General features: G+C 74.3%; 19 protein-coding genes and 1 pseudogene. 5 read left to right on the top strand and 15 right to left on the bottom strand.

Translation table 11 applies throughout. The features are described 5' to 3' along the window. Positions 1-378: 378 nt before the first annotated feature. From rfaE2 to ACGH52_RS30470, 9 genes and pseudogenes are all read right to left on the bottom strand, one after another. Positions 379-1,749 carry a D-glycero-beta-D-manno-heptose 1-phosphate adenylyltransferase gene (gene rfaE2, locus ACGH52_RS30510; protein ID WP_193777417.1) on the bottom strand — a complete coding sequence of 457 codons (1,371 nt, stop codon included), beginning with the start codon at positions 1,747-1,749 and terminating at the stop codon, positions 379-381. A gap of 17 nt (positions 1,750-1,766) precedes the next feature. Further along, positions 1,767-2,399, bottom strand: coding sequence for an SIS domain-containing protein (locus ACGH52_RS30505; protein ID WP_076976948.1), 633 nt, complete (start codon positions 2,397-2,399; stop codon positions 1,767-1,769). After that, positions 2,396-3,616, bottom strand: a complete 1,221-nt coding sequence (locus tag ACGH52_RS30500; RefSeq protein WP_399943917.1) for a glycosyltransferase family 4 protein — start codon at positions 3,614-3,616, stop codon at positions 2,396-2,398. Before ACGH52_RS30500 ends, ACGH52_RS30505 begins: the two co-directional genes overlap by 4 nt. Beyond that, entirely contained in the window at positions 3,613-4,563 is a 951-nt protein-coding gene (locus tag ACGH52_RS30495; protein ID WP_399943914.1) for a glycosyltransferase, read from the bottom strand. The genes ACGH52_RS30500 and ACGH52_RS30495 overlap by 4 nt, the downstream gene beginning before the upstream one ends. Continuing rightward, positions 4,560-5,549: a glycosyltransferase family 9 protein gene (locus ACGH52_RS30490; RefSeq protein WP_121700834.1), complete on the bottom strand. Its 990-nt coding sequence runs from the start codon at positions 5,547-5,549 to the stop codon at positions 4,560-4,562. Before ACGH52_RS30490 ends, ACGH52_RS30495 begins: the two co-directional genes overlap by 4 nt. Positions 5,550-5,992: 443 nt before the next feature. Next, positions 5,993-6,535, bottom strand: a pseudogene (locus ACGH52_RS30485) (D-glycero-alpha-D-manno-heptose-1,7-bisphosphate 7-phosphatase); the annotation flags it as partial. Beyond that, positions 6,532-7,566, bottom strand: coding sequence for a glycosyltransferase (locus ACGH52_RS30480; RefSeq protein WP_399943910.1), 1,035 nt, complete (start codon positions 7,564-7,566; stop codon positions 6,532-6,534). The pseudogene ACGH52_RS30485 and the gene ACGH52_RS30480, both read right to left, overlap by 4 nt. Next, complete coding sequence (locus ACGH52_RS30475; protein ID WP_399943907.1) at positions 7,563-9,203, bottom strand: carbamoyltransferase; 1,641 nt, start codon at positions 9,201-9,203, stop codon at positions 7,563-7,565. Before ACGH52_RS30475 ends, ACGH52_RS30480 begins: the two co-directional genes overlap by 4 nt. A gap of 120 nt (positions 9,204-9,323) precedes the next feature. Further along, complete coding sequence (locus ACGH52_RS30470) at positions 9,324-10,316, bottom strand: NAD-dependent epimerase/dehydratase family protein (protein ID WP_076976941.1); 993 nt, start codon at positions 10,314-10,316, stop codon at positions 9,324-9,326. Positions 10,317-10,447: 131 nt separating this feature from the next. On the opposite strand from ACGH52_RS30470, the gene ACGH52_RS30465 reads away from it, so the two are divergent. The 3 genes from ACGH52_RS30465 to ACGH52_RS30455 all read left to right on the top strand — a co-directional run bounded on the left by ACGH52_RS30465 (position 10,448) and on the right by ACGH52_RS30455 (position 12,761). Continuing rightward, a complete protein-coding gene (locus ACGH52_RS30465; protein ID WP_399943904.1) occupies positions 10,448-11,287 on the top strand; it encodes a polysaccharide deacetylase family protein in 840 nt (279 codons plus the stop codon). 66 nt (positions 11,288-11,353) lie between these two features. Next, entirely contained in the window at positions 11,354-11,794 is a 441-nt protein-coding gene (locus ACGH52_RS30460; protein WP_059298484.1) for an SRPBCC family protein, read from the top strand. An 85-nt stretch (positions 11,795-11,879) separates the two neighbouring features. Further along, entirely contained in the window at positions 11,880-12,761 is an 882-nt protein-coding gene (locus tag ACGH52_RS30455) for an endonuclease/exonuclease/phosphatase family protein (RefSeq protein ID WP_399943901.1), read from the top strand. A gap of 16 nt (positions 12,762-12,777) precedes the next feature. Here the strand turns inward: ACGH52_RS30455 and ACGH52_RS30450 are convergent, their stop codons facing one another. Further along, positions 12,778-13,113, bottom strand: coding sequence for an EthD domain-containing protein (locus ACGH52_RS30450; RefSeq protein WP_059298481.1), 336 nt, complete (start codon positions 13,111-13,113; stop codon positions 12,778-12,780). A 67-nt stretch (positions 13,114-13,180) separates the two neighbouring features. Between ACGH52_RS30450 and ACGH52_RS30445 the strand changes: the two genes are divergently transcribed. Further along, the gene (locus tag ACGH52_RS30445; protein ID WP_076976915.1) at positions 13,181-13,555 is read left to right on the top strand and encodes a MerR family transcriptional regulator; all 375 of its coding nucleotides are present in this window, start codon (positions 13,181-13,183) and stop codon (positions 13,553-13,555) included. A 122-nt stretch (positions 13,556-13,677) separates the two neighbouring features. Here the strand turns inward: ACGH52_RS30445 and ACGH52_RS30440 are convergent, their stop codons facing one another. From ACGH52_RS30440 to ACGH52_RS30420, 5 genes are all read right to left on the bottom strand, one after another. Further along, positions 13,678-14,829 (bottom strand): XdhC family protein, encoded by a 1,152-nt coding sequence (locus ACGH52_RS30440; RefSeq protein ID WP_121702040.1) that lies wholly within the window; start codon positions 14,827-14,829, stop codon positions 13,678-13,680. A gap of 51 nt (positions 14,830-14,880) precedes the next feature. Next, complete coding sequence (locus ACGH52_RS30435) at positions 14,881-16,338, bottom strand: NCS2 family permease (RefSeq protein WP_121702039.1); 1,458 nt, start codon at positions 16,336-16,338, stop codon at positions 14,881-14,883. A gap of 127 nt (positions 16,339-16,465) precedes the next feature. Next, complete coding sequence (locus ACGH52_RS30430; protein WP_121702038.1) at positions 16,466-18,940, bottom strand: xanthine dehydrogenase family protein molybdopterin-binding subunit; 2,475 nt, start codon at positions 18,938-18,940, stop codon at positions 16,466-16,468. Then, entirely contained in the window at positions 18,937-19,539 is a 603-nt protein-coding gene (locus ACGH52_RS30425) for a (2Fe-2S)-binding protein (RefSeq protein WP_121702037.1), read from the bottom strand. The genes ACGH52_RS30430 and ACGH52_RS30425 overlap by 4 nt, the downstream gene beginning before the upstream one ends. Then, positions 19,539-20,429: an FAD binding domain-containing protein gene (locus ACGH52_RS30420; protein ID WP_399943895.1), complete on the bottom strand. Its 891-nt coding sequence runs from the start codon at positions 20,427-20,429 to the stop codon at positions 19,539-19,541. Before ACGH52_RS30420 ends, ACGH52_RS30425 begins: the two co-directional genes overlap by 1 nt. Before the next feature lie 346 nt (positions 20,430-20,775). Here ACGH52_RS30420 and ACGH52_RS30415 point away from each other — a divergent pair, with 346 nt between their 5' ends. Next, the gene (locus ACGH52_RS30415) at positions 20,776-22,485 is read left to right on the top strand and encodes a PucR family transcriptional regulator (RefSeq protein ID WP_399943892.1); all 1,710 of its coding nucleotides are present in this window, start codon (positions 20,776-20,778) and stop codon (positions 22,483-22,485) included. Positions 22,486-22,492: the final 7 nt, after the last annotated feature.

Genomic DNA, 22,492 nt, shown 5'->3' with positions numbered 1-22,492 from the left:
CCATCGGGCCCCCTCGAAGCGAGCCGCTCCGCCGAGCGGCGACAGACCGGGAAGCACCCCGCAACCCGGCGACCTGGCGGTCCGGCGCCACCCCCGGCGACAGGCACTCACGCCCGGGCACGATCGGCGAGTTCACCGGCGAGGCGCCCACGCGAGGGCAGGTGCGGGGCCGTTCGCGGGGCGTGGAGGCCATCGGGCCCCCTCGAAGCGAGCCGCTCCGCCGAGCGGCGACAGACCGGGAAGCACCCCGCAACCCGGCGACCTGACGGGCCATCGCCGCCCCCGACGACAGGCGCGCACGCCCGGACGCGGTCGACGAGTTCACCGGCGAGGCGCCCACGCGAGGGCAGGTGCGGGACCGTGCGCGGGGCGCCGGGGTCATCGGGCCCCCTCGGCGGCGCGGGCCAGCAGGGCGGTGGAGGAGCGGCCGTCGAGGTAGGGCAGCAGGACCGCCTGGCCGCCCCACTCCTGGAGGAGCGCGGCCTCGGGGAGGTCGGCGCCCGCGTAGTCGCCGCCCTTGACCCAGACGTCGGGGCGCAGGTCGCCGAGGAGGCGTTCGGGGGTGTCCTCGTCGAAGACGGCGACGGCGTCGACGCAGGCGAGCGCCCGCAGGACCCGGACGCGGTCGGCAAGCGGGTTGACGGGGCGCCCGCCGCCCTTGCGGCGCCGGACGGAGGCGTCGGAGTTGACGCAGACGACCAGGCAGTCGCCGAGCCGCCGGGCGGCCTGGAGGAGGCCGACGTGTCCGGCGTGCAGGAGGTCGAAGCAGCCCCCGGCGGCGACGACCGTGCCGTGCTCGGCGCGGATCCGGGCGGTCAGGGCGCCGGGGTCGTCGGTGTCGGGCGGCGAGGCGGGGGCCGGTCCCGAGTCGGCCGGGGGCACGGCGGCCGCGCCGCCCGCGGCGACGAACGCGCTGGCGGCGCTCACCGCGCCCTCGACGGCCTCCCCCACCAGCGCCCCGTCGGCGAGCAGCCCGGCCGCGGTGGCCGCGAACCGGTCCCCCGCGCCGCAGGCGTCGCCGTGGTGGGCGGCGGGCGCGGGCACCAGGAGGGGGTGTTCGCCGTAGGACAGGAGGGCGCCGCGCGGGCCGAGGGTCACCGCCACCGCGGCCGCCCGCCAGTCCCGTACGAGTGCGGCGGCGTCGAGCGCGGCGGCGCGCAGGCCGCCGCCCGGGTGGTCCCGGTCCGGCGCGAAGCCGTGGGCCTCCTTCTCGGCGGGCGTCACCAGGCGGGTGCCGGGGACCGGCGCTCCCCCGCGCGGGTGCGGGTCCCAGACCAGCGGCGGGCGGGCGGCGAGCACGTCGCGCAGGGCGTCCGCCGCGCCCCGGCCGTAGTCGGAGACCAGGACGGCGCGGGCGGACCGCAGCGCGTCGCGGGCCTCGTCCGTGGCCGCGCGGACCCGGCCGCCGCCCCGGTCGAGGCGGACGACGGGACGGTCCTGGGCGAGGACGCGGGTCTTCTCCGGGACCGTGCCGGTCAGCGGCAGCGGGATCAGGGTCAGCCAGGGAGCGAGCAGTTCCCGCAGGGCGAGACCGGCCGGGTCGTCGCCCATGCCCGCGATCAGGGTGACCTCGCGGCCGTCGCGGGCGGCGAGGTACGCGGCGAGGGCGGCGCCGCCCGGGCGGACGCGTTCGGCGCACTCCGAGACGACCGGGACCGGCGCGTCCGGCGCGAGCCGGTCGGCGGAGCCGGTGAGGTCGCGGTCGAGCAGCGCGTCGCCGACCACGACCAGCGGTGTCCTGTCAGCCATCGCGGCCATGTGTCTCCTCACCTCCGCTTCCGCTGCGCCGCGCGCCCGGCGCGTCCCGTGCTCCGTACGCCCCGCGCGCCGCGCTCCAGGGCCGCGTCGAAGGCCGCGCAGATCATGTGGACGGCGACCAGGTGGATCTCCTGGACGGTGGCCGTCGAGGGCGCCTCGACGCACAGGGACTCGTCGCTGCCCGCCATGAGCGGGTTGGGGGCGCAGCCGGTGAGCGCCCACACCCGTACCCCGGCCGCGCGGGCGGCGTCGGCCGCGGAGAGCAGGTTGGCGCTGGCGCCGGACGTGGACAGCAGCATCAGCACGTCGCCGTCGCGGCCGTGGGCGCGGACCTGGCGGGCGAACACCTCGTCGACGCCGTAGTCGTTGGCGATGGCGGTGGTGGAGGAGGTGTCGGCGTGCAGGGCGATCGCGGAGAACGGCGGGCGGTCGTCGCGGTAGCGGCCGACGAGTTCGGCGGTCAGGTGCTGGGCCTGGGCGGCGCTGCCGCCGTTGCCCGCGGCGAGCAGCCGGCCGCCGCCGCCGAGCACGGCCGCCAGCCGTTCGCCCCAGCGCTGGGTGATGTGCGCGGAGGCGCGGAACGCCCCGAGCGCCACCTCGAGTTCGTCGCAGTGCCCGACGACGGGCGGGTGCACGGTCATGACGCCACCCCCGTCGACACCGCGTGCTCGGAGCGGGTCAGGCGGTACACCTGTTCCGCACCGTCGGCGACGCGCGCCCAGGTGTAGTGCCGCAGGACGCGTTCGCGGCCGTTGCGGCCGTACTGGCGGCACAGCCGTTCGTCGGCGAGGAGTTCACGGGCGGCGTCCGCGACGGCCGCGGGGTCCTGCGGGGCGACCAGGCGGCCGGTGACGCCGTCGGCGACGGAGTCGCGGTGGCCGCCGACGTCGGTGGCGAGGACGGGGACGCCGCACGCCATGGCCTCCAGCGGCACGATGCCGAACGGCTCGTACACCGGGGTGCACAGCACCAGGTCGGAGCTGCGCAGCAGGGCGGGCATGTCGTCCGGGTCGACCGCGCCGAGCAGCCGGACCCGGTCGGCGACGCCGGCGCGGCGGGCGATGCCGGTCAGGCGCCGGGCCTCGGGTTCGGCCTCCACGGCACCGGCCGGCGGGCCCCCGGCGATGAGGAGTTCGGTGTCGGGGATGTCGGCCAGGGCGCGGATGGCCAGGTCGTAGCCCTTGCGGGGGACGAGTCGCCCGCAGGCCAGGAGCCGGTGCCGCAGCCGTCGCTCGGGGGTGCGGCCGGTGTCGGCGGCGGGGTGGAAGTGCTCGGCGTCCACACCGCAGGGGACGACGGAGACCTGCCGGGGCGGGACACCCATGTCGCCGAGTTCCACGACCTCGTCGGTGCAGGTGGCCAGGACCCGTTCGCAGCTCCGGCCGAGCTGCCGTTCGATGCCGATGCGCTCGTAGGGGCTGGTGTCCCGCATGCCCTGGTGGCGCCGCTTGACGGTGCCGAGGGCGTGGAAGGTCTGGACGAGCGGGATGCCGTGCGGGCCCGCGCCGATCTGCGCGGCCATGCCGGACATCCAGAAGTGGGCGTGCACCACGTCGGGCCGTTCCCGGGCCCAGGCGCGGGCCAGGTGGGCGCCGAAGGCGGGCATGTGCGGGAACAGTTCGTCCTTGGGGACGGACACGGGTGGTCCGGCCGGTACGTGTTCGACGACCGCGCCGCCGGGCAGGGGCACCCGGTCGGGCAGGCCGGTGGCGTCCCGGCGGGTGTAGACCGTGACGTCGTGGCTGCGACCCGCCAACTCCTCGGCCAGACGGGCCACGTAGACGTTCTGTCCACCGGCGTCGACGCCACCGAGCGCGGCGAGGGGGCTCGCGTGCTCGGACACCATGGCGATCCTCATCGGGTCACCTCCTTGAGCAGCCGCTCCCAGTCGTCCAGGAAGCGGGGCAGCCCGTAGTGGGCCAGGGCCGCCGCACGGGCCGCCTCGCCGACCGCCCGCGCGTGCGGCGGGTCGGCGAGGAAGTCGCGTACGGCGTCGGTCAGTACGTCGATGCGGTTGGAGACCACTCCGGCGCCGGGCGACACGGCCTCGGTGACCTCGGTGGTGGCGAGGGCGACCACGGGCATGCCCAGGTGCATGGCCTCCAGCAGGGACAGGCCCAGCGAGGTCCAGCGGACGGGGTGGACGTAGACGCGGCGGCGGGCCAGCTCGGTGTGCAGCTCGCTCTGGGGGACGTCCTGGGTGCGGCAGCGGCCGGGCTCGATGCCGAGGTGCTCGGCGAGGTTCGCGGTGCGCATGCCGAACACGTCGAGCGGGGCCGCGCGGGAGAACTCGGGGAGCAGGTCGGTTCCGGTCGTACGCCCGCGCCGGATCGGCTCGTTGACGACGACGGCGGCGCGTTCCAGCTCGCCGGTCCAGCGGTGGCCGGGGTCGACGATGCCGTGCTCGACGACGGTGGTGGGCGTCGGGCCCGCGTCCCACATCAGCCGGTTGAAGTGGGTGACGTGGACGAGGGTGACGCCGGGGATGTCCGCGGCCGGGTGGCGGGTGCGGGGCACGTCGCCGTCGGGGGCGTTGTGCTCCAGGTAGACCAGCGGCGGGCGGCGGCCCAGCCAGCGGTCGACCAGGTCGAGTTCGTGCGGGCGCTGGAGGATCACGAGGTCGATGTCCTCGTCCCGCAGCCGCTCCGGCGCCACTTCCACGACGGAGTCGGGCCAGTCCCAGGTGCGGGCGCGGCCGAGGCCGTCGGCTCCGCGGTCGGGGGTGACGGGGACGAGGTAGGTGTGCGGGCCCTGCACGAAGGCCGTGGTCCACGACCCGTGCACGTGCCAGATGAGGATCCTCATGTCTCCCCCAGCAGTTTCTCGACGGCGGCGGCCACGTCGGTGGCGGTGACGGTATTCAGGCAGGGGTGGCCGGGGACGGGGCAGTCCCGGGCCCTGCTGTCGGCGCAGGGCGCGTCCTGGTCGCCCAGCAGGACGTAGGGGACGCCGTACGGGCGCCAGCGCTCGGCGGGTACGACGGGGGCGAACAGGGAGACGACGGGGGTGCCGACGGCGGCGGCGAGGTGGGCGGGCGCGGTGTTGCCGGTGACGACGACGGCGGCGCCCGCGAGGACACCGGCCAGTTCGGGGGCGTCGGTGCGGCCGCCGAGGTCGGTGCCGTGCCGGCCTGCGACGTGTGCGGTGAGGTCGCGTTCGCCGGGGCCGCCGGTGACCAGCACGCGGTGTCCGGCGGCCGCGAGTTCGCGGACGGCCTCGGCGGCGCGCTCGGGGCTCCAGGCGCGGGCGGGGACGCTGGCGCCGGGGTGCAGGACGACGTACGGGCCGGGGCCGGTGAGGGCGTCGGCGGGTGGCGGTGTGCGCACGCGCAGCCGTCCGTCGTCGGGGCGCGGGAATCCGGCCGCCTCGGCGAGGTCGAGCGCGGCCTCGGCCTCGTGGGCGTGCGGGGCGCGGTGGTGGCGCAGGTCGAGGAGCGATCCGGGGTAGTCCACGCTGTCGGCGGCGATGTACCCGACCCCGGCCATGCGCAGCACCAGGGCGGTGGGCAGCGGGGACTGGTGGAAGGAGGTGAGGACCAGCGCGGTGTCGGCGTCGATCCGCGCCACGAGCGCGTCGATGTCGTCCCGTCTCACCGCGGGCGGCTCGAACCCGCCCCACGGCGCCTCCCACACCAGCACCTCGTCGACGCCGGGCAGCAGCCGGGCGGCGGGCGCGCCGCGCGACCCGCACAGCAGGGTGACGTGGTCGGCCCGCGCGGCGACGGCCCGCACGGCGGGCCCGGCGAGCAGCACGTCGCCGAAACTGTCGAGCCGGGTGACGAGCGCCTTCACGACGACCTCCCCCGGCCGTCGCCGACACCCCGCGCACGCGCCGCCCCGGCATCGGACGCGGTACGCGCCCGGGCCACCGCGGCGGCGTCCTCGCCTCGGCGGGGGCCACCGACCGTGCCCGGGGCCGCTGCCCGTCCCCCTGCGGGAGCGACGCCCGTCCCCCCACCGCTCGCGTCCGCCCCGGTCCCGCTGCCGCCGTCGTCGGCGGCACGGTCACCGCCTGCGGTGTCCGGGGAAGCCGGGGACCGCTGCTCGGGGTCCCGGCCGGAGGCGGGGAGGGCGAAGACGCCTCGCCCGGGAGCCGTGGCGACCGGGGTCCCGGCAGGACCGGACCGGTCGTCGTCGGCGGTGGAGGTAAAGGCGGAGGAGGCGGCGGTGGTGCGCGGGCCGGGCTCCGGGCCCGGGCCGTACGCCGCCTCGATGGGCCGCTCGTTGGCGAGGACCCGCCCCGTGGGCGGACCGTCGAGGATCGCCCGTACGGCGGTGAGGAGGTCGGGGGCGACGTGGGCCGCGGCGGCCGTCTCCGCCGGGCGGGTGCGGTCGTTGGGGACGAGGATGCCGTGGGCTCCGGCGCGTTCGGCGGCTTCCATGTCGGCGCCGATGTCGCCGACGACGACGCAGTCGGCGGGGCCGGTGCACACGCGTCCGGCGGCCCACAGGATCATGCCGGGCTGCGGCTTGCGGCAGTGGCAGCCGTCGTCGGGGCCGTGCGGGCAGACCGCCCAGACGTCGAAGGGGCCGATCAGGTCGTCGATGCGGCGGTTCACGCGCCGGACGTCGCCGTCGCTGATCAGGCCGCGGGCCACGCCGGACTGGTTGGTGACGACGCCGACGCGGATGCCGTGTTCGCGCAGCAGCGCCACCGCCTCGCGGGCGCCGTCGACGGGGCGGACCCGGTCGGGATCGCCGTTGTAGGGGACGTCGTGGACGAGGGTGCCGTCGCGGTCGAAGAGGACGGCCTTCACGGCGTTGCCGGGGGTGCTCATGCGGCCACCTCCCGCCAGGCGGGTGCGGCGCGGTGGCGCCACAGTCCGCTGAGCCGGTGCCAGGTCGCGGCGGGCGGGATGAGCACGCTGGTGACCAGCATGGTCGTGACCTCGTGCCGGGTGCGCGGTCCGGGCGCGATGCGGGCCCAGGCGAACTCGGCGGTGCCCGCGGCCCAGCCGGCCCCGGCGACGGCGGCGGCCCGGGGACGTCCGGCCGCCGCGAGGGCGAGGGCGGCGGCACCGGCCGCGGTGATCGCCGCGTGGCGCCGGATCCGGCCCCGGGGCGCGACGGCCTTGGCCCACCAGTCGGGCCCGTGCAGCCGCCGCATCAGGGCGTCGTCGGCGTTGCCGCGCTGCTGCTTCAGGGAGACCCAGCGCGCGGCGTCCCGTACGGGGTGGCGGGTGGTGCGGCGGCCCCGCCGGATGCGCCAGCCCGCGTCCAGGACGCGCAGTGCGAGGTCGGCGTCCTCGCGGAAGGCGCGGGTGAAGCGTTCGTCGAAGCCGCCGACCTGTTTGAGCACGTCGGTGCGGTAGGCCATGTCGGCGGTGATCCAGCGGGCCTGGGCGAGTCCGGCGGTGCCGCGTTCCCAGTCGGTGGGGCGGCGCTCCCCCGGCAGCGGCACGGCGATCACGCCCTGGACGGCGCCGGTGTCGGGGGCCGCCTCGGCGAGGTCCTGGATCAGCTGGTCGCACCAGTGCGGGCCGACCTGGACGTCGTCGTCGAGGAAGGCCGTCCAGGGGGAAGTGACCGCGCGGGCGCCGGTGTTGCGGGCGGCGGCGGGTCCGCGGCCCCCGCTGCGCAGCACCACCGTGCGTTCGCGCAGGTCGCCGAGGACGGTCAGGGCGTGTTCCAGCGCGCCGGGGTCGGTGTCGGGGTCGGGCCGGTCGTCGACCAGGACGATCTCGTCGGGGTCGGGACCGTGCGCGGCGACCAGCGCGGCCAGGCAGTCGGCCAGCGTGTCGCGCACCAGGGTGGGGACGACGACGGCGTAGCCGGTGCGCGGGGCGCCGGTTCCGGGGGCGGCGCTCATGCGAACGCCCGTCCCCGGCGCACCGCGAAGGGGCCGATGGCCAGCAGGTCGACGGGTGCCGAGCCGAAGCACTCCAGCGCGTCGCGCGGGTCGTCGACCATGGGCCGCCCGGCGGTGTTGAGGCTGGTGTTGACGACGACCGGCAGCCCGGTGCGCCGTTCGAAGGCGGCCAGCATCCGCGCGACGAGCGGCTCGCGGCGTTCCTCGACGGTCTGGATGCGGGCGGTGCCGTCGACGTGGACGACGGCCGGGATGCGGTCCCGCCACGCGGGGTCGACGTCGTGCACGAAGAGCATGTACGGGCTGGGGACCGGCCCGGTGAAGATGTCGGCGGCCCGGTCGGCGAGCACCATGGGCGCGACGGGGCGGAACTCCTCGCGGCCCTTGACGTGGTTGAGGCGTTCGAGGTTCTCCGCGCGGCCGGGGTGGGCCATCAGGGAGCGGTGTCCGAGGGCGCGCGGCCCGAACTCGCTGCGGCCCTGGACCCAGGCGACGACGCCGTCCCGGGCGAGTTCCCCGGCGACGGTCTCGGCGATGTCGTCGGGCTCCTCGTAGGGGATCGCGGCGGTCTCCAGCCAGGCACGGATCTCGTCGTCGCTCCAGCCGCGGCCGAGGTCGGCGCCGGGCATCGGTTCGGGTGCGGCGCCCTCCTGGGCGGCGGCCACGTGCAGGGCGCCGCCGAGGGCGGTGCCCGCGTCACCGGCGGCGGGCTGCACCCACACGTGCCGGTACGGGCCGCGCGCGGCGATCTTCGAGTTGGCGACGCAGTTCAGCGCGACGCCGCCCGCCATGGTGAGGGCCTCGCCCCCCGCCTCGCCGTGCAGCCAGTGGACGAGTTCGAGGAGCAGTTCCTCCAGTACGGCCTGGGTGCTCGCGGCCAGGTCCGCGTGGTCCTTCGTCCAGTCCTCGCCCTTGGCGCGCGGCGGGGCCAGGGCCGCCCAGTCGACGCCGTGGGCGCAGAAGCCGCCGTCGCCGGTGGCGTGGATGCGCTCGCGGAGCCGGTCGAGGTGGCGGGGGGTGCCGTAGGAGGCGAGGGCCATCACCTTGTACTCGTCGCTGCTGCGCAGGAAGCCGAGGTGCTCGGTGAGTTCCTCGTAGACGAGGCCGAGCGAGTGCGGCAGTGCCTGGGTGGCGAGGACGTCGAGCTTGCCGTCGCGGTAGCGGCCGGCCAGGTGGGAGGCGGACTCGCCGCGGCCGTCGAGGACGAGGACGTCGTTGTCGGGGTGCGGCGAGGCCGGTCCCGCGGAGGCGGCGTGCGCCACGTGGTGCGGGACGAAGACGACCCGGTCCGGGTCGAGCCCGGGCAGCGCGTCGGCGAGGAACTCGGGGGCCCGGCGGGCGTATTCGAGCCGCAGCGGGTCCCAGGGGTCGTCCAGGCCCAGGTCGCGGGCGGGCCGGGCGAGCTTGGGGTCGAAGGAGTAGGCGACGGCGTCCAGGTCGCCGGGCCGTATCCCGGCGTGCTCCAGGCACCACCGCGCGGACAGTTCCGGGACCTCCCACGCGGAGAACGGCACCGGGCGCTTGCCGTGCTTGCGTCGGCTGAACCGCTCTTCCTCGGCGGCCGCAACGGTCCGGCCGTCGACGACGAGCGCGGCGGCCGGGTCGTGGAACAGGGCGTTGATACCAAGGATGCGCATGGGGCGGACTCCTCTCTCGGCGACGCGGGTGCCGCGGGGCGGTTGCCTCAAACACTTGGAGACAGGTCACTTGCGGAGATGAGCCGAAATATCACCGTAAGTGGCCGTCTTGGGCCCGCGTCAGGCGGCGACGGCGTGCGCGAACCAGCCGATGGTCCGTTCCAGGCCCTCGTTCCAGCTCACGTCCGGCCGCCAGCCCAGCCGCTCCCGGGCCAGGGTGGTGTCCGGCTTGCGTCGGCCGGGGTCGTCGACGGGGCGTTCGACGAAGCGGATGCGGGAGCCGGAGCCGGTGAGGTCGACGATGCGGCGGGCCAGTTCCAGCATGGTGATCTCGTCGTCGCCGCCGATGTTCATCGGCCCGGTCTCCCCGGACGCGGCGAGGGCCAGGACGCCCGCCACGGTGTCGTCGACGTAGCACAGGGAGCGGGTCTGGCCGCCGTCTCCGGCGACGGTGAGCGGCATGCCGTCCAGCGCCTGCGCGATGAAGGTGGGGACGGCCCGGCCGTCGCCGGTGCGCATGCGGGGGCCGTAGGTGTTGAAGATCCGGACGATGGCGGTGTCGGTGCCGTGCACCTGGCGGTGGGCGGTGACCAGGGCCTCGGCGAAGCGCTTGGACTCGTCGTAGACGCTGCGCGGGCCGATCGGGTTGACGTTGCCCCAGTACGTCTCGCGCTGCGGGTGCTCCAGCGGGTCGCCGTAGACCTCGGAGGTGGAGGCGAGCAGGAAGCGGGCGCCGTCGGCGTGCGCCCGCTCCAGGGCGTTGCGGGTGCCGGTGCTGCCGACGTCGAGGGTCTGCAGGGGCAGCCGGAGGTAGTCGGCGGGCGAGGCCGGGCAGGCGAAGTGCAGGACCAGGTCGAAGCGGCCGGGCAGGTCGCGCAGGGCCGCCGGGTCGGTGGCGTCGCCGCGGACGAACCGGAACCCGCGCCGTCGTTCCAGGTCGGCCACGTTGGCGCGGGAGCCGGTGGCCAGGTTGTCGAGGCAGACGACGTCGGTACCGGCGTCGAGCAGGCGGCCGCACAGGTGGGATCCCACGAATCCGGCTCCGCCGGTCACCAGGGCCCGGCGCCAGGCGCGTCCGCTTCGGGGGCCGGTGGCCCCGGGGCTCTCGCTCACGGGCTTCTCCTCACTCTCACCGTCACGTGTGTGTGTCGGTGTGAGTAGCCCGGCCACCCCTCACCTATCTCGAACGGCCATTCGAGGGGGCACTATGAACCGCGTATATACTCGCAGCGTATAGTCCTCGCATGCCTTCGCTGACCAGGAAGATGACAAAAACGGGGACCAGGTTGCGCGTGCTCGCGACCTTCGCGGCCGCGGCCTCGCTCACCCTCGCGCTGAGCGGCTGCACGAAGCTGGAGACGCACTCCCCCAGCTCCGTCCGCAACGCCGCCGACGCGCAGGCGGCCGACGACAGGACGGCCGACGGCAAGGCCGACGCGTCCGGCGCCCAGGCCCGCGCGGGCGGGCTCGGCACCGTGGACTGCGCGCACGCCAAGTGCATCGCGCTGACCTTCGACGCCGGACCGAGCGAGAACTCCGCCCGGCTGCTCGACATCCTCAAGGAGAAGCAGGTCCCGGCGACCTTCTTCCTGCTCGGCAAGCGGCACATCGACACGTATCCCGAGCTTGTCAGGCGCATGGCCGCCGAGGGCCACGAGGTGGCCAGCCACACCTGGACCCACAAGATCCTCACGGACGCCGAACCGGACGAGATACGCGACGAGCTGGAGCGCCCGAACAAGGAGATAGAGCGCCTCATCGGCAAGCGCCCCACCCTGATGCGGCCACCGCAGGGCCGCACGGACGACACGGTCCACGACATCAGCCGCGAGCTGGGTCTCGCGGAGGTGCTGTGGACCGTGACCGCCAAGGACTACAAGACGAACGACTCCGACCTGATCACCGAGCGGGTCCTGGACCAGTCGTCCCGGGACGGCATCATCCTGCTGCACGACATCTACGACGGCACCGTGCCCGCCGTGCCCGGGATCATCGACGCGCTCAAGAAGCGGGGCTACGTCTTCGTGACGGTCCCCCAGCTCATGGCCCCGGGGAAGGCCGAACCGGGCAAGGTCTACCGCTAGTACCGGCCATACCGATGGGCGCGTTGCCTGCGATCGTCCGGCGGACGCGTTGCCTACGATCGTCCGGTGGCCGTCTTCTCGCTCGAACGCACCGTTCCGCTCGCCCCGGCCGAGGCCTGGCGGCGGCTCACCCGGTGGGAGCGGCACGGCGACACCGTGCCGCTGACCCGGGTCACCGCCGGACCGCCCGGCCCCACCCGTCCGGGCACGCTGGTCGTGGCCCGCACGGGGGCCGGACCGCTCGCCTTCGACGACCCGATGGAGGTGACGCTCTGGCAGCCTCCGCGCGAGGACTCCCCCGGCCGGTGCCGGCTGGTCAAGCGCGGCCGATTGGTCCGGGGCTGGGCGGAGATCGAGGTCGCGGCGGGGCCCGGCGGCCGGGCACGCGTCGGGTGGCGCGAGGAACTGGACGTCCGGCTCGTGCCGCCCCTCCTCGACGGCCTCCTCGGCCGCGCGGGGCGCCACGTCTTCGGCCGCACGGTCGACCACCTGCTCCGGCAGCCGTGAACCGGGGGTTGCGGGCGGGGGACGGGTCGCGGACGAGATCGCGCCGCGGGCCTCGCGGACGCCGTTTCCCGCGTACCGTGCCGGCATGTCTCTCAGAGCGCGCACCTTCACCCAACTGTCCCTCGCGGGTGCTTTGTTGACCCTGGCCGTGGCGGCACCGCCCGCCTCCGCCGCCGACCGGGGCCACGCGGTCCCGTTGCGCATCGCCACCTACAACATCCACGCCGGGACGGGCTCGGACGGCGTCTTCGACCTCGACCGGCAGGCCGCCGCGCTGCGCGCCCTCGACGCGGACGTGATCGGCCTCCAGGAGGTCGACGTGCACTGGGGAGCCCGCAGCCAGGGGCTCGACGTGGCCGGGGAGCTGGCCCGGCGGCTCGGCATGCGGGTGTCCTTCGCGCCGATCTACAGCCTCGATCCCGTGACCGCGGGGGAACCCCGGCGCGAGTACGGCGTGGCGGTGCTCTCCCGCTTCCCGGTCCGTTCCGCGACGAACCACGAGATCACGCGCCTGTCCACGCAGGACGAGAACCCGGTACCCGCCCCCGCGCCCGGCTTCGGCGAGGTGACGCTCAAGGTGCGCGGGGTGCCGGTGCAGGTCTTCGTGACCCACCTCGACTACCGGGCGGACCCTGCCGTGCGCCGGGCCCAGGTCGCCGACACCCGCCGGATCATGGCCCGGGAGCGGGCCAAGCTGCCGGGCGCCCGCCAGTTCCTGCTGGGCGACTTCAACGCCGAGCCCTCGGCACCCGAGCTGGCCCCGCTGTGGAAGGACCTGCGCGACGCGGGCGCGGGCACCCCCGGCACGTATCCGGCCGAGGCCCCGGTGAAGCGTATCGACTACGTGGCCGTGGACAAGGCCGTACGCGTACGGACCGCCACGGTCCCGACCGAGCCCACGGCCTCCGACCACCGCCCGGTGGTCGCGGAGGTGTCCCTGCCCAGGAGGACTCCGGACCGGGGGTGAGGCCGACTCTTCGCAGTCAGATGACCTCTCTCTCCTCGGTGACCATCACGGCCACTGAGCCCATGTCGATGAAGCGCGCTTCGTCGGGGTTGACCAGCGTCCGGTAGTTGTCGGAGGCGAAGAAGGCGTCGTGGTCCGCCCAGTCCTCGAACCAGATCTCCGTCAGGCCGTCATAGGCCCGGGGCGGGTAGTTCTCGGCGGGGACCGGGTGCGACACGGCGTATCTGCGCACGTAGCGCTCCGCCTCCGGGATGGAGGTGAACAGGGGCGCGTGCCGATTGCGATGGTGGTCGACGAAACGCTCGTACGACATGCCCTCGACGCGATTGATCATGAAGATGAGCTTCAACATGGCGTTAACCTAAACGCTCACATCGATGTCAGGGGCAAGTGAAGCAGGAGCATGGGAGGGGTTCGGGATGCGGATCGGTGAACTGTCCGCCCGGACGGGAGCCAGCCGCCGGTCGCTGCGCTACTACGAGGAGCAGGGCCTGCTCGTCAGCTCCCGCTCGCCCAGCGGGCAGCGTCACTACGAGGACGAGCACGTCGAGCGGGTGCGCCTGGTGCAGGCGTTCCTGGCGGCAGGGGTGTCCAGCGGCACCCTCGTCGAGATGGTGCCCTGCATGGCCGAGCCGAGTCAGGACAGGGCGCGGCAGGCACTGGAGATCATGCACCGCGAGCGAGCCCGGCTGTCCGAGGACATCGACGGCCTCGTCGCCGCCAGAGACGCGCTGGACCACCTCATCAAGGACAACCACGCGTACCTGACCCGGTCGGCGGACGGCGAGGGGTGAACCGGGCGGCGTGCGGACCGGAGGAAGACGCCTGCGACTGTCCTCGGCGAGTATCCGCGGCGTCGGCTCGTGGTGCCCGAGACGCGGGGCACGCCTTCCCCGGCGCCCGGCCCTCCGGGTCGCTACGCCACCGAACCGATGTGCCTCGCCGGGGCCTTCGGGTCGTCGTGGTGGATGGGGGTGTGGGCGCCGGTCAGGGAGGTGCCCGTGCCGCCGTGGCGGGTCGCGACGATCTCGGCGGCGATGGACAGGGCCGTCTCCTCGGGGGTGCGGGCGCCGAGGTCGAGGCCGATCGGTGACCTGAGGCGGGCCAGCTCCGGGTCGCTCAGCCCGACCTCGCGCAGGCGGGCCTCGCGGTCCAGGTGGGTGCGGCGGGAGCCCATCGCGCCGACGTACGCCACCGGGAGGCGCAACGCCAGCCGAAGCAGCGGCACGTCGAACTTGGCGTCGTGGGTCAGGACGCACAGCACCGTACGGGCGTCCACGGCGGTGCGTGCCAGGTACTCGTGGGGCCACTCGGTGACGATCTCGTCCGCGTCCGGGAAGCGGGCCGGGGTGGCGAAGACGGGGCGGGCGTCGCACACGGTCACGTGGTAACCGAGGAACTTGCCGACCCGCACCAGCGCCGAGGCGAAGTCGATCGCACCGAAGACGATCATGCGGGGGGCCGGGACGGAGCACTCGATCAGCAGCGTCACCGGTGCTCCGCAGCGCGAGCCCTGCTCGCCGATCTCCAGTGTGCCGGTGCGCCCGGCGTCCAGGAAGGCGCCCGCCTCGGCGGCCGCCGTGCGGTCCAGCGCGGGGTGGCCGCCGAAGCCGCCGGTGCGGGAACCGTCCGGGCCGACGACGAGCGCGCGGCCCCTCAGTTCCGCCGGGCCGCCGACGATCCGGGCCAGGGCCGCCGTCCGCCCGTGCGCGGCGGCGGCGAGGGCGGCGGCCAGGGCAGGACGGACGGGGTCGCCCGTCCGTACCGGGGTGACGAGGACGTCGATGACTCCGCCGCAGGTCAGCCCCACGGCGAAGGCGTCCTCGTCGCTGTACCCGAAGCGCTCCACGACGGTCTCGCCGTCCTGGAGCGCCTGCCGGCACAGTTCGTAAACGGCGCCCTCCACGCAGCCGCCGGAGACCGAGCCGACCACCGTGCCGTCGGCGTCCACCGCGAGGGCGGCGCCGGGCGGCCGGGGCGCGCTGCCGCCGACGGCCACCACGGTGGCCACGGCGAAGTCGCGGCCCTGCTCGGCCCACCGGTGCAGCTCTTCGGCGATGTCCAGCATCTTCCGGTCCTCCTCGGCCGACGGGTACGTGAAGGGTTCCCGTCGTGGCGCCTAGTGCACGCCCATCCAGCTCTCGATCGGGTTGAGGGCGAAGTAGACGACGAAGATCACCGTCAGGGCCCACATGAACGCGCCGATCTCCCGCGCCCTGCCCTGCGCGACCTTGATGGCGACGTAGGAGATGACACCGGCGGCGACACCGGCCGTGATGGAGTACGTGAACGGCATCAGGACGACGGTCAGGAAGACCGGGATCGCGGTGGCCCGGTCGGCCCAGTCCACGTGCCGGGCGTTCATCATCATCATCGCGCCGATGACCACCAGGGCCGCCGAGGCGACCTCCTGCGGCACGATCGCGGTGATCGGGGTGAAGAAGAGGCAGGCCGCGAAGAACAGGCCGGTGACGACCGAGGCCAGCCCGGTACGGGCCCCCTCGCCGACGCCGGTCGCGGACTCGACGAAGACGGTCTGGCCGGAGCCGCCCGCCACCCCGCCGATCGCGCCGCCGGCGCCGTCGACGAAGAGCGCCTTGGACAGGCCCGGCATGCGGCCCTTGTCGTCGGCGAGCTTGGCCTCGGTGCCGACGCCGATGATGGTGGCCATCGCGTCGAAGAACCCGGCGAGCACGAGCGTGAAGACGATCATGCCGACCGTCATCGCGCCGACCTCGCCCCAGCCGCCGAACTCCAGGTCGCCGAAGAGCGAGAAGTCCGGCATGGAGACCGCGCTGCCGTGCAGCTCGGGTGCGCCGTTGGCCCACTGCTTGGGGTCGATGACCCCGGTGGCGTTGAGGACCGCCGCGACGATCGTGCCGGTGACGATGCCGATCAGGATGGCCCCGGGCATGTTGCGGGCCTGGAGCATGAAGATCAGCAGCAGGGTGCCCGCGAAGAGCAGGACCGGCCAGCCGGCGAGTTCACCGGCGGGGCCGAGGGAGAGCGGGGTCGCCTTGCCCGGGTGGACGAAGCCGCCCTTGACCAGGCCGATGATGGCGATGAACAGGCCGATGCCCATGGTGATGCCGTGCTTGAGGGCGAGCGGGATCGCGTTCATGATCATTTCGCGGAGCCCGGTGACCACCAGCAGCATGATCACCACGCCGTACATCACACACATGCCCATGGCCTGCGGCCAGGTCATCTGCGGGACGACCTGCCCGGCGATCACGCCGGACACCGAGAGCCCGGCGGCCAGGGCGAGCGGCACCTTGCCGACGAAGCCCATCAGGAGCGTGGTGACCGCCGCGGCCAGCGCTGTCGCGGTGATCAGGGCCTTCTGGCCCAGGGTGTCCCCGGCGGCGTCCTTGCCGGAGAGGATCACGGGGTTGAGCAGGACGATGTACGCCATCGCCATGAAGGTGGTGGTACCGCCGCGCACCTCACGCGCGACCGTGGATCCCCGGTGGGATATGTGAAAGTACCGGTCGAGCCAAGACCGTCCGCCGGGGACGCGGGAACCCGCGCCCGCGTCTTCGGCGGTGGTCTTGGGCTCCACTGACTGCTGGGTCATGGGGCCGTCTCCCAAGGTTCATAGGTGCACCCGGCCGGCCGCTGGGGCGGCCGCGGGATTTGGGATATGCACGACCCGGGGGACGGCCCGAGACGAACGCATGTGTGGTACTTCGAGCGGTGGTGCTTCAAGTCCCGCGAGCGGAGCGGGGCTTGGTCGGTGCTCCGGGCGGCGCGGAGGGTGTGACGTTCCGTGCACCGCCCGGAGGGTCCTGGTCCGCCGCCGTGCCGGTGAGGTGTTCCGGCCGTACCGGCGTGCGGTCGAGCGCCAGCCCGGTCGCGTCCCGTACGGCCGCGAGGACCGCCGGGGTCGACGACAGGGTGGGTGCCTCGCCGACGCCGCGCAGCCCGTAGGGCGCGTGGTCGTCGGCGAGTTCGAGCACGTCGACCGGTAGGGCCGGCGTGTCGAGAATCGTGGGGAGCAGATAGTCCGTGAAGGACGGGTTGCGGACCTTGGCGGTCACGGGATCGACGACGATCTCCTCCATCACCGCGATGCCCAGGCCCTGGACGGTGCCGCCCTGGATCTGGCCGATCACGGAGAGGGGGTTCAGCGCCTTGCCGACGTCCTGGGCGCAGGCCAGCTCGATCACCTTGACCAGGCCCAGTTCGGTGTCGACCTCGACGACGGCGCGGTGCGCGGCGAAGGAGTACTGGACGTGGCCGTTGCCCTGGCCGGTGCGCGGGTCGAAGGGTTCGGTCGGCCGGTGCCGCCACTCCTCCTCGACCTCGACCACCTGGTCCTCCAGGACGTCCACGAGGTCGGCGAGGACCTCGCCGCCGTCGGTGACGACCTTGCCGCCCTCCAGGAGGAGTTCGGCGGTGGCCCAGGCGGGGTGGGACGCGCCGAGCCCGCGGCGGCCGATGTCCAGGACCTTCTCCCGCACCAGCTCGCAGGCGTGCTTGACGGCGCCGCCCGTGACGTACGTCTGCCGGGAGGCCGAGGTGGACCCGGCCGAGCCCACCCGGGTGTCGGCGGGCCGGATGGTGACCTGGGTGACGCCCAGCTCGGTGCGGGCGATCTGCGCGTGGACGGTGACGCCGCCCTGGCCGACCTCCGCCATCGCCGTGTGCACGGTGACGACGGGCCGGCCGCCGGCGACCTCCAAGCGGACCCGGGCGGTGGAGTAGTCGTCGAAGCCCTCGGAGAAGCCGACGTTCTTGATGCCGACCGCGTAGCCGACGCCCCGTACGACGCCCTCGCCGTGCGTGGTGTTGGACAGGCCGCCCGGCAGTTGCCGTACGTCGGCGCCCTCGCTGGACTCCCACTGGCGCTCGGGAGGCATCGGCATCGTCTTGACTCGGCGCAGGAGTTCGGCGACCGGCGCCGGGGAGTCGACGGGCTGGCCGGTGGGCATGACCGTGCCCTGCTCCATGGCGTTGATCCGGCGGAACTCCACCGGGTCCAGGCCGAGTTCCCGGGCCACCTTGTCCATCTGCGCCTCGTAGGCGAAGCACGCCTGGACCGCGCCGAAGCCGCGCATGGCGCCGCACGGCGGGTTGTTGGAGTAGAGGGCGAGGGCCTCGATGTCCACGTCGTCGCACACGTACGGCCCGACCGACAGCGAGGCGGCGTTGCCGACGACCGCCGGGGAGGCGGAGGCGTAGGCACCTCCGTCCAGGACGATGCGGCACTTCACGTGGGTGAGCCGGCCGTCGCGGGTGGCGCCGTGTTCGTAGTGGAGCCTGGCCGGGTGGCGGTGGACGTGACCGAAGAAGGACTCGAAGCGGTTGTAGACGATCTTGACGGGTTTGCCGGTGCGCAGCGCGAGGAGGCAGGCGTGGATCTGCATCGACAGGTCCTCGCGTCCGCCGAAGGCGCCGCCGACGCCGGACAGCGTCATCCGCACCTTGTCCTCGGGCAGGCCGAGCACGGGGGCGATCTGGCGCAGGTCGGAGTGGAGCCACTGGGTGGCGATGTAGAGGTCGACGCCGCCGTCCTCGCCGGGCACCGCGAGTCCCGACTCGGGGCCGAGGAAGGCCTGGTCCTGCATGCCGAAGTGGTAGTCGCCCGTGACGATCACGTCGGCGCGCCCGGCGGCCCGTTCGGCGTCGCCGCGCACGATCGGCTGGCGGTGCACGATGTTGGGGTGCGGGACGTGGCGGCTGTGGGGGTCGCTTCGGTTCTCGTGGACGAGGACGGCGCCGGGGGCGGTCGCGGAGGCCTCGTCGGTGACGAGGGGCAGCTCCTTGTACTCCACCTTGATCTTGGCGGCGGCGCGGCGCGCGGTCTCCGGGTGGTCGGCGGCGACGATCGCGACCGGCTCGCCGTGGTGGCGGACCTTGCCGTGGGCGAGGACCGGGGTGTCGCGGATCTCCAGTCCGTAGTGGCGCACGTCGGTGGGCAGGTCGTCGTACGTCATGACGGCGTACACGCCCGCCGTGGCCAGCGCCTCGCTCGTGTCGACGGAGACGATCTCGGCGTGCGCGACGGTGGAGCGCAGGATCTGGCCCCAGAGCATGTCCTCGTGCCACATGTCGGACGCGTACGCGAACTCGCCGGTGACCTTGAGGACGCCGTCCGGGCGGAGCGTCGACTCGCCGATGCCGCCCTTGGTCCGGGAGCCCTGGGTGAGGCCGGTGGGTGCGCCGACGGCCGTCATGTCCCGGCCTCCTCGGACCGGCGGGCCGCGGCCAGGCGGACCGCGTCCATGATCTTCTCGTAGCCGGTGCAGCGGCACAGGTTGCCCGACAGCGCCTCGCGGATGTCCTCGTCGGTCGGGTTCGGCCGGCGTTCCAGCATCTCGTCGGCGGCGACCAGCAGTCCGGGTGTGCAGAAGCCGCACTGGACGGCGCCCGCGTCGAGGAACGCCTGCTGGACCGGGGCCAGTTCGATGTTCTCGCCGGTCTGCGAGTCCGTACCCCCGGCCTGCCACCGCCGGGCCGCGTCCAGCGAGGCGCTCTCACCGGTGCGGGCATCGGTGGCGGCGGGGATGGCGCCCTCGGCGCGGCGCCGGGCGAACTCCGCCAGGCCCTCGACCGTGACGACCTCGCGGCCCTCGGCCTGACCGGCCGCGACCAGGCAGGCGCACACCGGCACGCCGTCCAGGCGGACCGTGCAGGAGCCGCACTCACCCTGCTCGCAGGCGTTCTTGGAGCCCGGCAGGCCCATCCGCTCGCGCAACACGTACAGCAGGGACTCGCCCTCCCACACGTCGTCGGCCTCCTGCGGACGTCCGTTGACGGTGAAGTTGACGCGCATCACACGGCTCCTTCCGCGGTGCGGCGCTCGCCGCGGTACGACTCCCAGGTCCAGGTGAGCGTCCGGCGGGCCATGACGCCGACCGCGTGGCGGCGGTAGCTCGCCGTGCCCCGGACGTCGTCGATGGGGTCGCAGGCGGCGGAGCACAGGTCCGCGAACCGCTTGACGGCCGACGGGGCGACGATCTTCCCGTTCTCCCAGAAGCCGCCGTCCTCCAGCGCCGCGTTCAGGAACTCCTCGGCGGCCGTCGCCCGGACCGGGGTGGGCGCGGCCGAGCCGATGCCGGTGCGGACGGTACGGGTGGCGGGGTGCAGGGCGAGGCCGAAGGCGCACACGGCGATGACCATGGCGTTGCGGGTGCCGACCTTGGAGAACTGCTGCGGTCCGTCGGCCTTGTCGACGTGCACGGCGCGGATCAGTTCGTCGGGCTCCAGCGCGTTGCGCTTCACGCCGGTGTAGAAGGCGTCGATCGGGATGCGGCGCGCGCCGCGCAGCGACTCGACCTCGACCTCGGCGCCGGCGGCGAGCAGCGCCGGGTGGGCGTCCCCGGCCGGGGAGGCGGTGCCGAGGTTCCCGCCCACGCCGCCGCGGTTACGGATCTGCGGGGAGGCGACCGTGTGCGAGGCGAGGGCGAGACCCGGCAGCTCGGTGCTCAGGTTCTCCATGATCCGGGTGTAGGACACGGAGGCACCGAGCCGTACGGAATCCTCTCCGACCTCCCACTCGCTCAGGTCGGCGACGCGGTTCAGGTCCATGAGGTACTCGGGCCTGCGGTGATCGAAGTTGATCTCGACCATCACGTCGGTACCGCCCGCGATGGGCACAGCGCTGGGGTGCTCGGCCTTCGCGGCGAGCGCCTCCTCCCAGCTGGCGGGGCGAAGGAAGTCCATGACCGGCTCTCTTCCTCGTCTGCGTGCGGTGGTCTGTGCGTGCGGTGGTCTCAGCGGCGGTGGTCTCTGCGAGCGGGATCTGCGCGCGGTCGTAGGGATCGCGCCAATTCCGTGGGCCGGGGCCCGGCTCGTTCATGTGTTGTTCACGTGGAATGGCCTCAGTACACCGTCGTGTGCTCCACCAGGGTCAGTCGCAGAAACCATGAAGGAGTTGGCTGGCCAGGGCAGGCATCTTGTAGATTCGTATGAACGGAGGTGCTCGATTGCCTCCCTGTTCTCCTCTGGAATCGGGCGACACAGCCGCGTGACCTGGAACACTTCGAGACAAAGAACGGCGGCGACGAGAATGCGGCTGCGCGCACTGCTGGACACCGACGCGCTGGGCCTCAAGCTGCTCGGCGGCGAGGACGAGCTGGACCGATCGGTCCGCGGCGTGATGACCACCGACCTGCGGGACCCCAGCCGCTATCTCTCGGGCGGCGAGCTGGTGCTCACCGGCCTGGCCTGGCGCCGGGACGCCGCCGACTCCGAACCTTTCGTCCGCCTCCTCGTGCAGGCCCAGGTGGCCGCGCTGGCCGCCGGTGAGGCGGAGCTGGGGAGCGTGCCGGAGGACCTGGTGGTGGCGTGCGCGCGGCACCGGCTGCCGCTGTTCGCGGTGCACGAGTCGGTGGCCTTCGCGACGATCACCGAGCACGTCGTGCGCCAGGTGTCCGGCGAGCGGGCGGGGGACCTCGCGGCCGTGGTGGACCGGCACCGCCGGATGATGACCTCGGGCCCGGCGGGCGGCGGCCCCGACGTCGTCCTCGACCTGCTCGGTTCCGACCTCGACCTGCGGGCCTGGGTGCTCTCCCCCACCGGTCGGCAGGTCGCCGGGCCCAAGGACGCGGAGCCCGCGCTCCTGGCCGAGGTCTGCGCCAAGCTGGCGGCCGAGCACCTCGCGGCCACCCGCACGGGGCGCCGCGCACCGCACCGGGTGGCCGTGGGCTCCACGACGTACAGCCTCTTCCCGGTGCGCGGCCGGGGACAGCCCCCGGTGACGCCACCCGGGGCGCGTGCTGCGCAGGGCGCGGGCGCGGGGCGGGACGTGCGCGAGACGGTGCTGTCCGACTGGCTCCTCGTGGTGGAGGCGGACGCCGGGGAGTGGGCGGAGGAGCGGCTCGACCTGCTGTACGGCGTCACCCAGCTGATCGCCGTCGAGCGGGACCGGCGGGACGCGGCGCGCACGGTACGGCGGCGGCTGGCCCAGGAGGTCCTGGAACTGGTGCAGACGGGCGCCGCCCCGGCCGAGATCGCGGCCCGGCTCCGGGTGGCGGCGCCGGTGCTGCTGCCGGGCCTCGGCGCGGCACCGCACTGGCAGGTCGTGGTGGCCCGGGTGGAGTGGGAGGACGGCGACGAGCAGACCGGCCGGGTCGCGCAGACCCTGCTGGAGGAGATCCTCGTAGACCCGCACGCCACCGGGCCCGAGCAGTCGGACCGCATCGCCGTGGCACACACCGGCGGGGAGGCGGTCGCCCTCGTACCGCTGCCGGCGGTCGCCACCGAGCACGACGGTTCCGAGGCCGGGGTGCTCGCCGAAGCGCTGCTGGAGTCCGTACGGGAGCCTTTGTCGGCGGGGCTGGACGGCGACGGGCGGGTCACGCTCGGCGTCAGCGCGGCCGTGCACTCGGCGGAGGGGCTGCGCGGGGCGCTGGAGGAGGCCCGGCACGCGCGCCGGGTCGCCGCGGCGCGCCCCGGGCGGGTCTGCGCGGCCGGTCACCAGGAGCTGGCCTCGCACGTACTGCTGCTCCCCTTCGTCCCCGACGACGTGCGGCGCGCCTTCACCGCGCGGCTGCTCGATCCGCTGCGGGACTACGACCGCCGCCACCGCGCCGAGCTGATCCCGACGCTGGAGGCGTTCCTCGACAGCGATGGCTCCTGGACGCGCTGCGCCAACCGGCTGCACCTGCACGTCAACACGCTGCGCTACCGCGTCGGGCGGATCGAGCAGTTGACGGGGCGTGATCTGTCGCGCCTGGAGGACAAGCTGGACTTCTTCCTGGCCCTGCGGATGAGCTGAGGCCGGC

Origin of the sequence: Streptomyces sp. BBFR25 (assembly GCF_044590125.1) — a bacterium.
GTDB classification, from domain to species: domain Bacteria; phylum Actinomycetota; class Actinomycetes; order Streptomycetales; family Streptomycetaceae; genus Streptomyces; species Streptomyces canus_D.
Note: the sequence above shows the minus strand (reverse complement) of the source record. Positions and strands in the feature narration are given on the sequence as shown.

Bases quoted from the DNA above. Each gene is read 5' to 3' on its own strand.
- ACGH52_RS30425 (WP_121702037.1), bottom strand. From the start codon at position 19,539: ATGCGCGTCAACTTCACCGTCAACGGACGTCCGCAGGAGGCCGACGAC.
- ACGH52_RS30440 (WP_121702040.1), bottom strand. From the start codon at position 14,829: ATGCTGGACATCGCCGAAGAGCTGCACCGGTGGGCCGAGCAGGGCCGC.
- ACGH52_RS30455 (WP_399943901.1), top strand. From the start codon at position 11,880: ATGTCTCTCAGAGCGCGCACCTTCACCCAACTGTCCCTCGCGGGTGCT.
- ACGH52_RS30435 (WP_121702039.1), bottom strand. From the start codon at position 16,338: ATGACCCAGCAGTCAGTGGAGCCCAAGACCACCGCCGAAGACGCGGGC.
- ACGH52_RS30480 (WP_399943910.1), bottom strand. From the start codon at position 7,566: ATGAGCGCCGCCCCCGGAACCGGCGCCCCGCGCACCGGCTACGCCGTC.
- ACGH52_RS30500 (WP_399943917.1), bottom strand. From the start codon at position 3,616: ATGAGGATCGCCATGGTGTCCGAGCACGCGAGCCCCCTCGCCGCGCTC.
- ACGH52_RS30505 (WP_076976948.1), bottom strand. From the start codon at position 2,399: ATGACCGTGCACCCGCCCGTCGTCGGGCACTGCGACGAACTCGAGGTG.
- ACGH52_RS30495 (WP_399943914.1), bottom strand. From the start codon at position 4,563: ATGAGGATCCTCATCTGGCACGTGCACGGGTCGTGGACCACGGCCTTC.
- ACGH52_RS30465 (WP_399943904.1), top strand. From the start codon at position 10,448: ATGCCTTCGCTGACCAGGAAGATGACAAAAACGGGGACCAGGTTGCGC.
- ACGH52_RS30430 (WP_121702038.1), bottom strand. From the start codon at position 18,940: ATGACGGCCGTCGGCGCACCCACCGGCCTCACCCAGGGCTCCCGGACC.
- rfaE2 (WP_193777417.1), bottom strand. From the start codon at position 1,749: ATGGCTGACAGGACACCGCTGGTCGTGGTCGGCGACGCGCTGCTCGAC.
- ACGH52_RS30420 (WP_399943895.1), bottom strand. From the start codon at position 20,429: ATGGACTTCCTTCGCCCCGCCAGCTGGGAGGAGGCGCTCGCCGCGAAG.
- ACGH52_RS30475 (WP_399943907.1), bottom strand. From the start codon at position 9,203: ATGCGCATCCTTGGTATCAACGCCCTGTTCCACGACCCGGCCGCCGCG.
- ACGH52_RS30445 (WP_076976915.1), top strand. From the start codon at position 13,181: ATGCGGATCGGTGAACTGTCCGCCCGGACGGGAGCCAGCCGCCGGTCG.
- ACGH52_RS30415 (WP_399943892.1), top strand. From the start codon at position 20,776: ATGCGGCTGCGCGCACTGCTGGACACCGACGCGCTGGGCCTCAAGCTG.
- ACGH52_RS30450 (WP_059298481.1), bottom strand. From the start codon at position 13,113: ATGTTGAAGCTCATCTTCATGATCAATCGCGTCGAGGGCATGTCGTAC.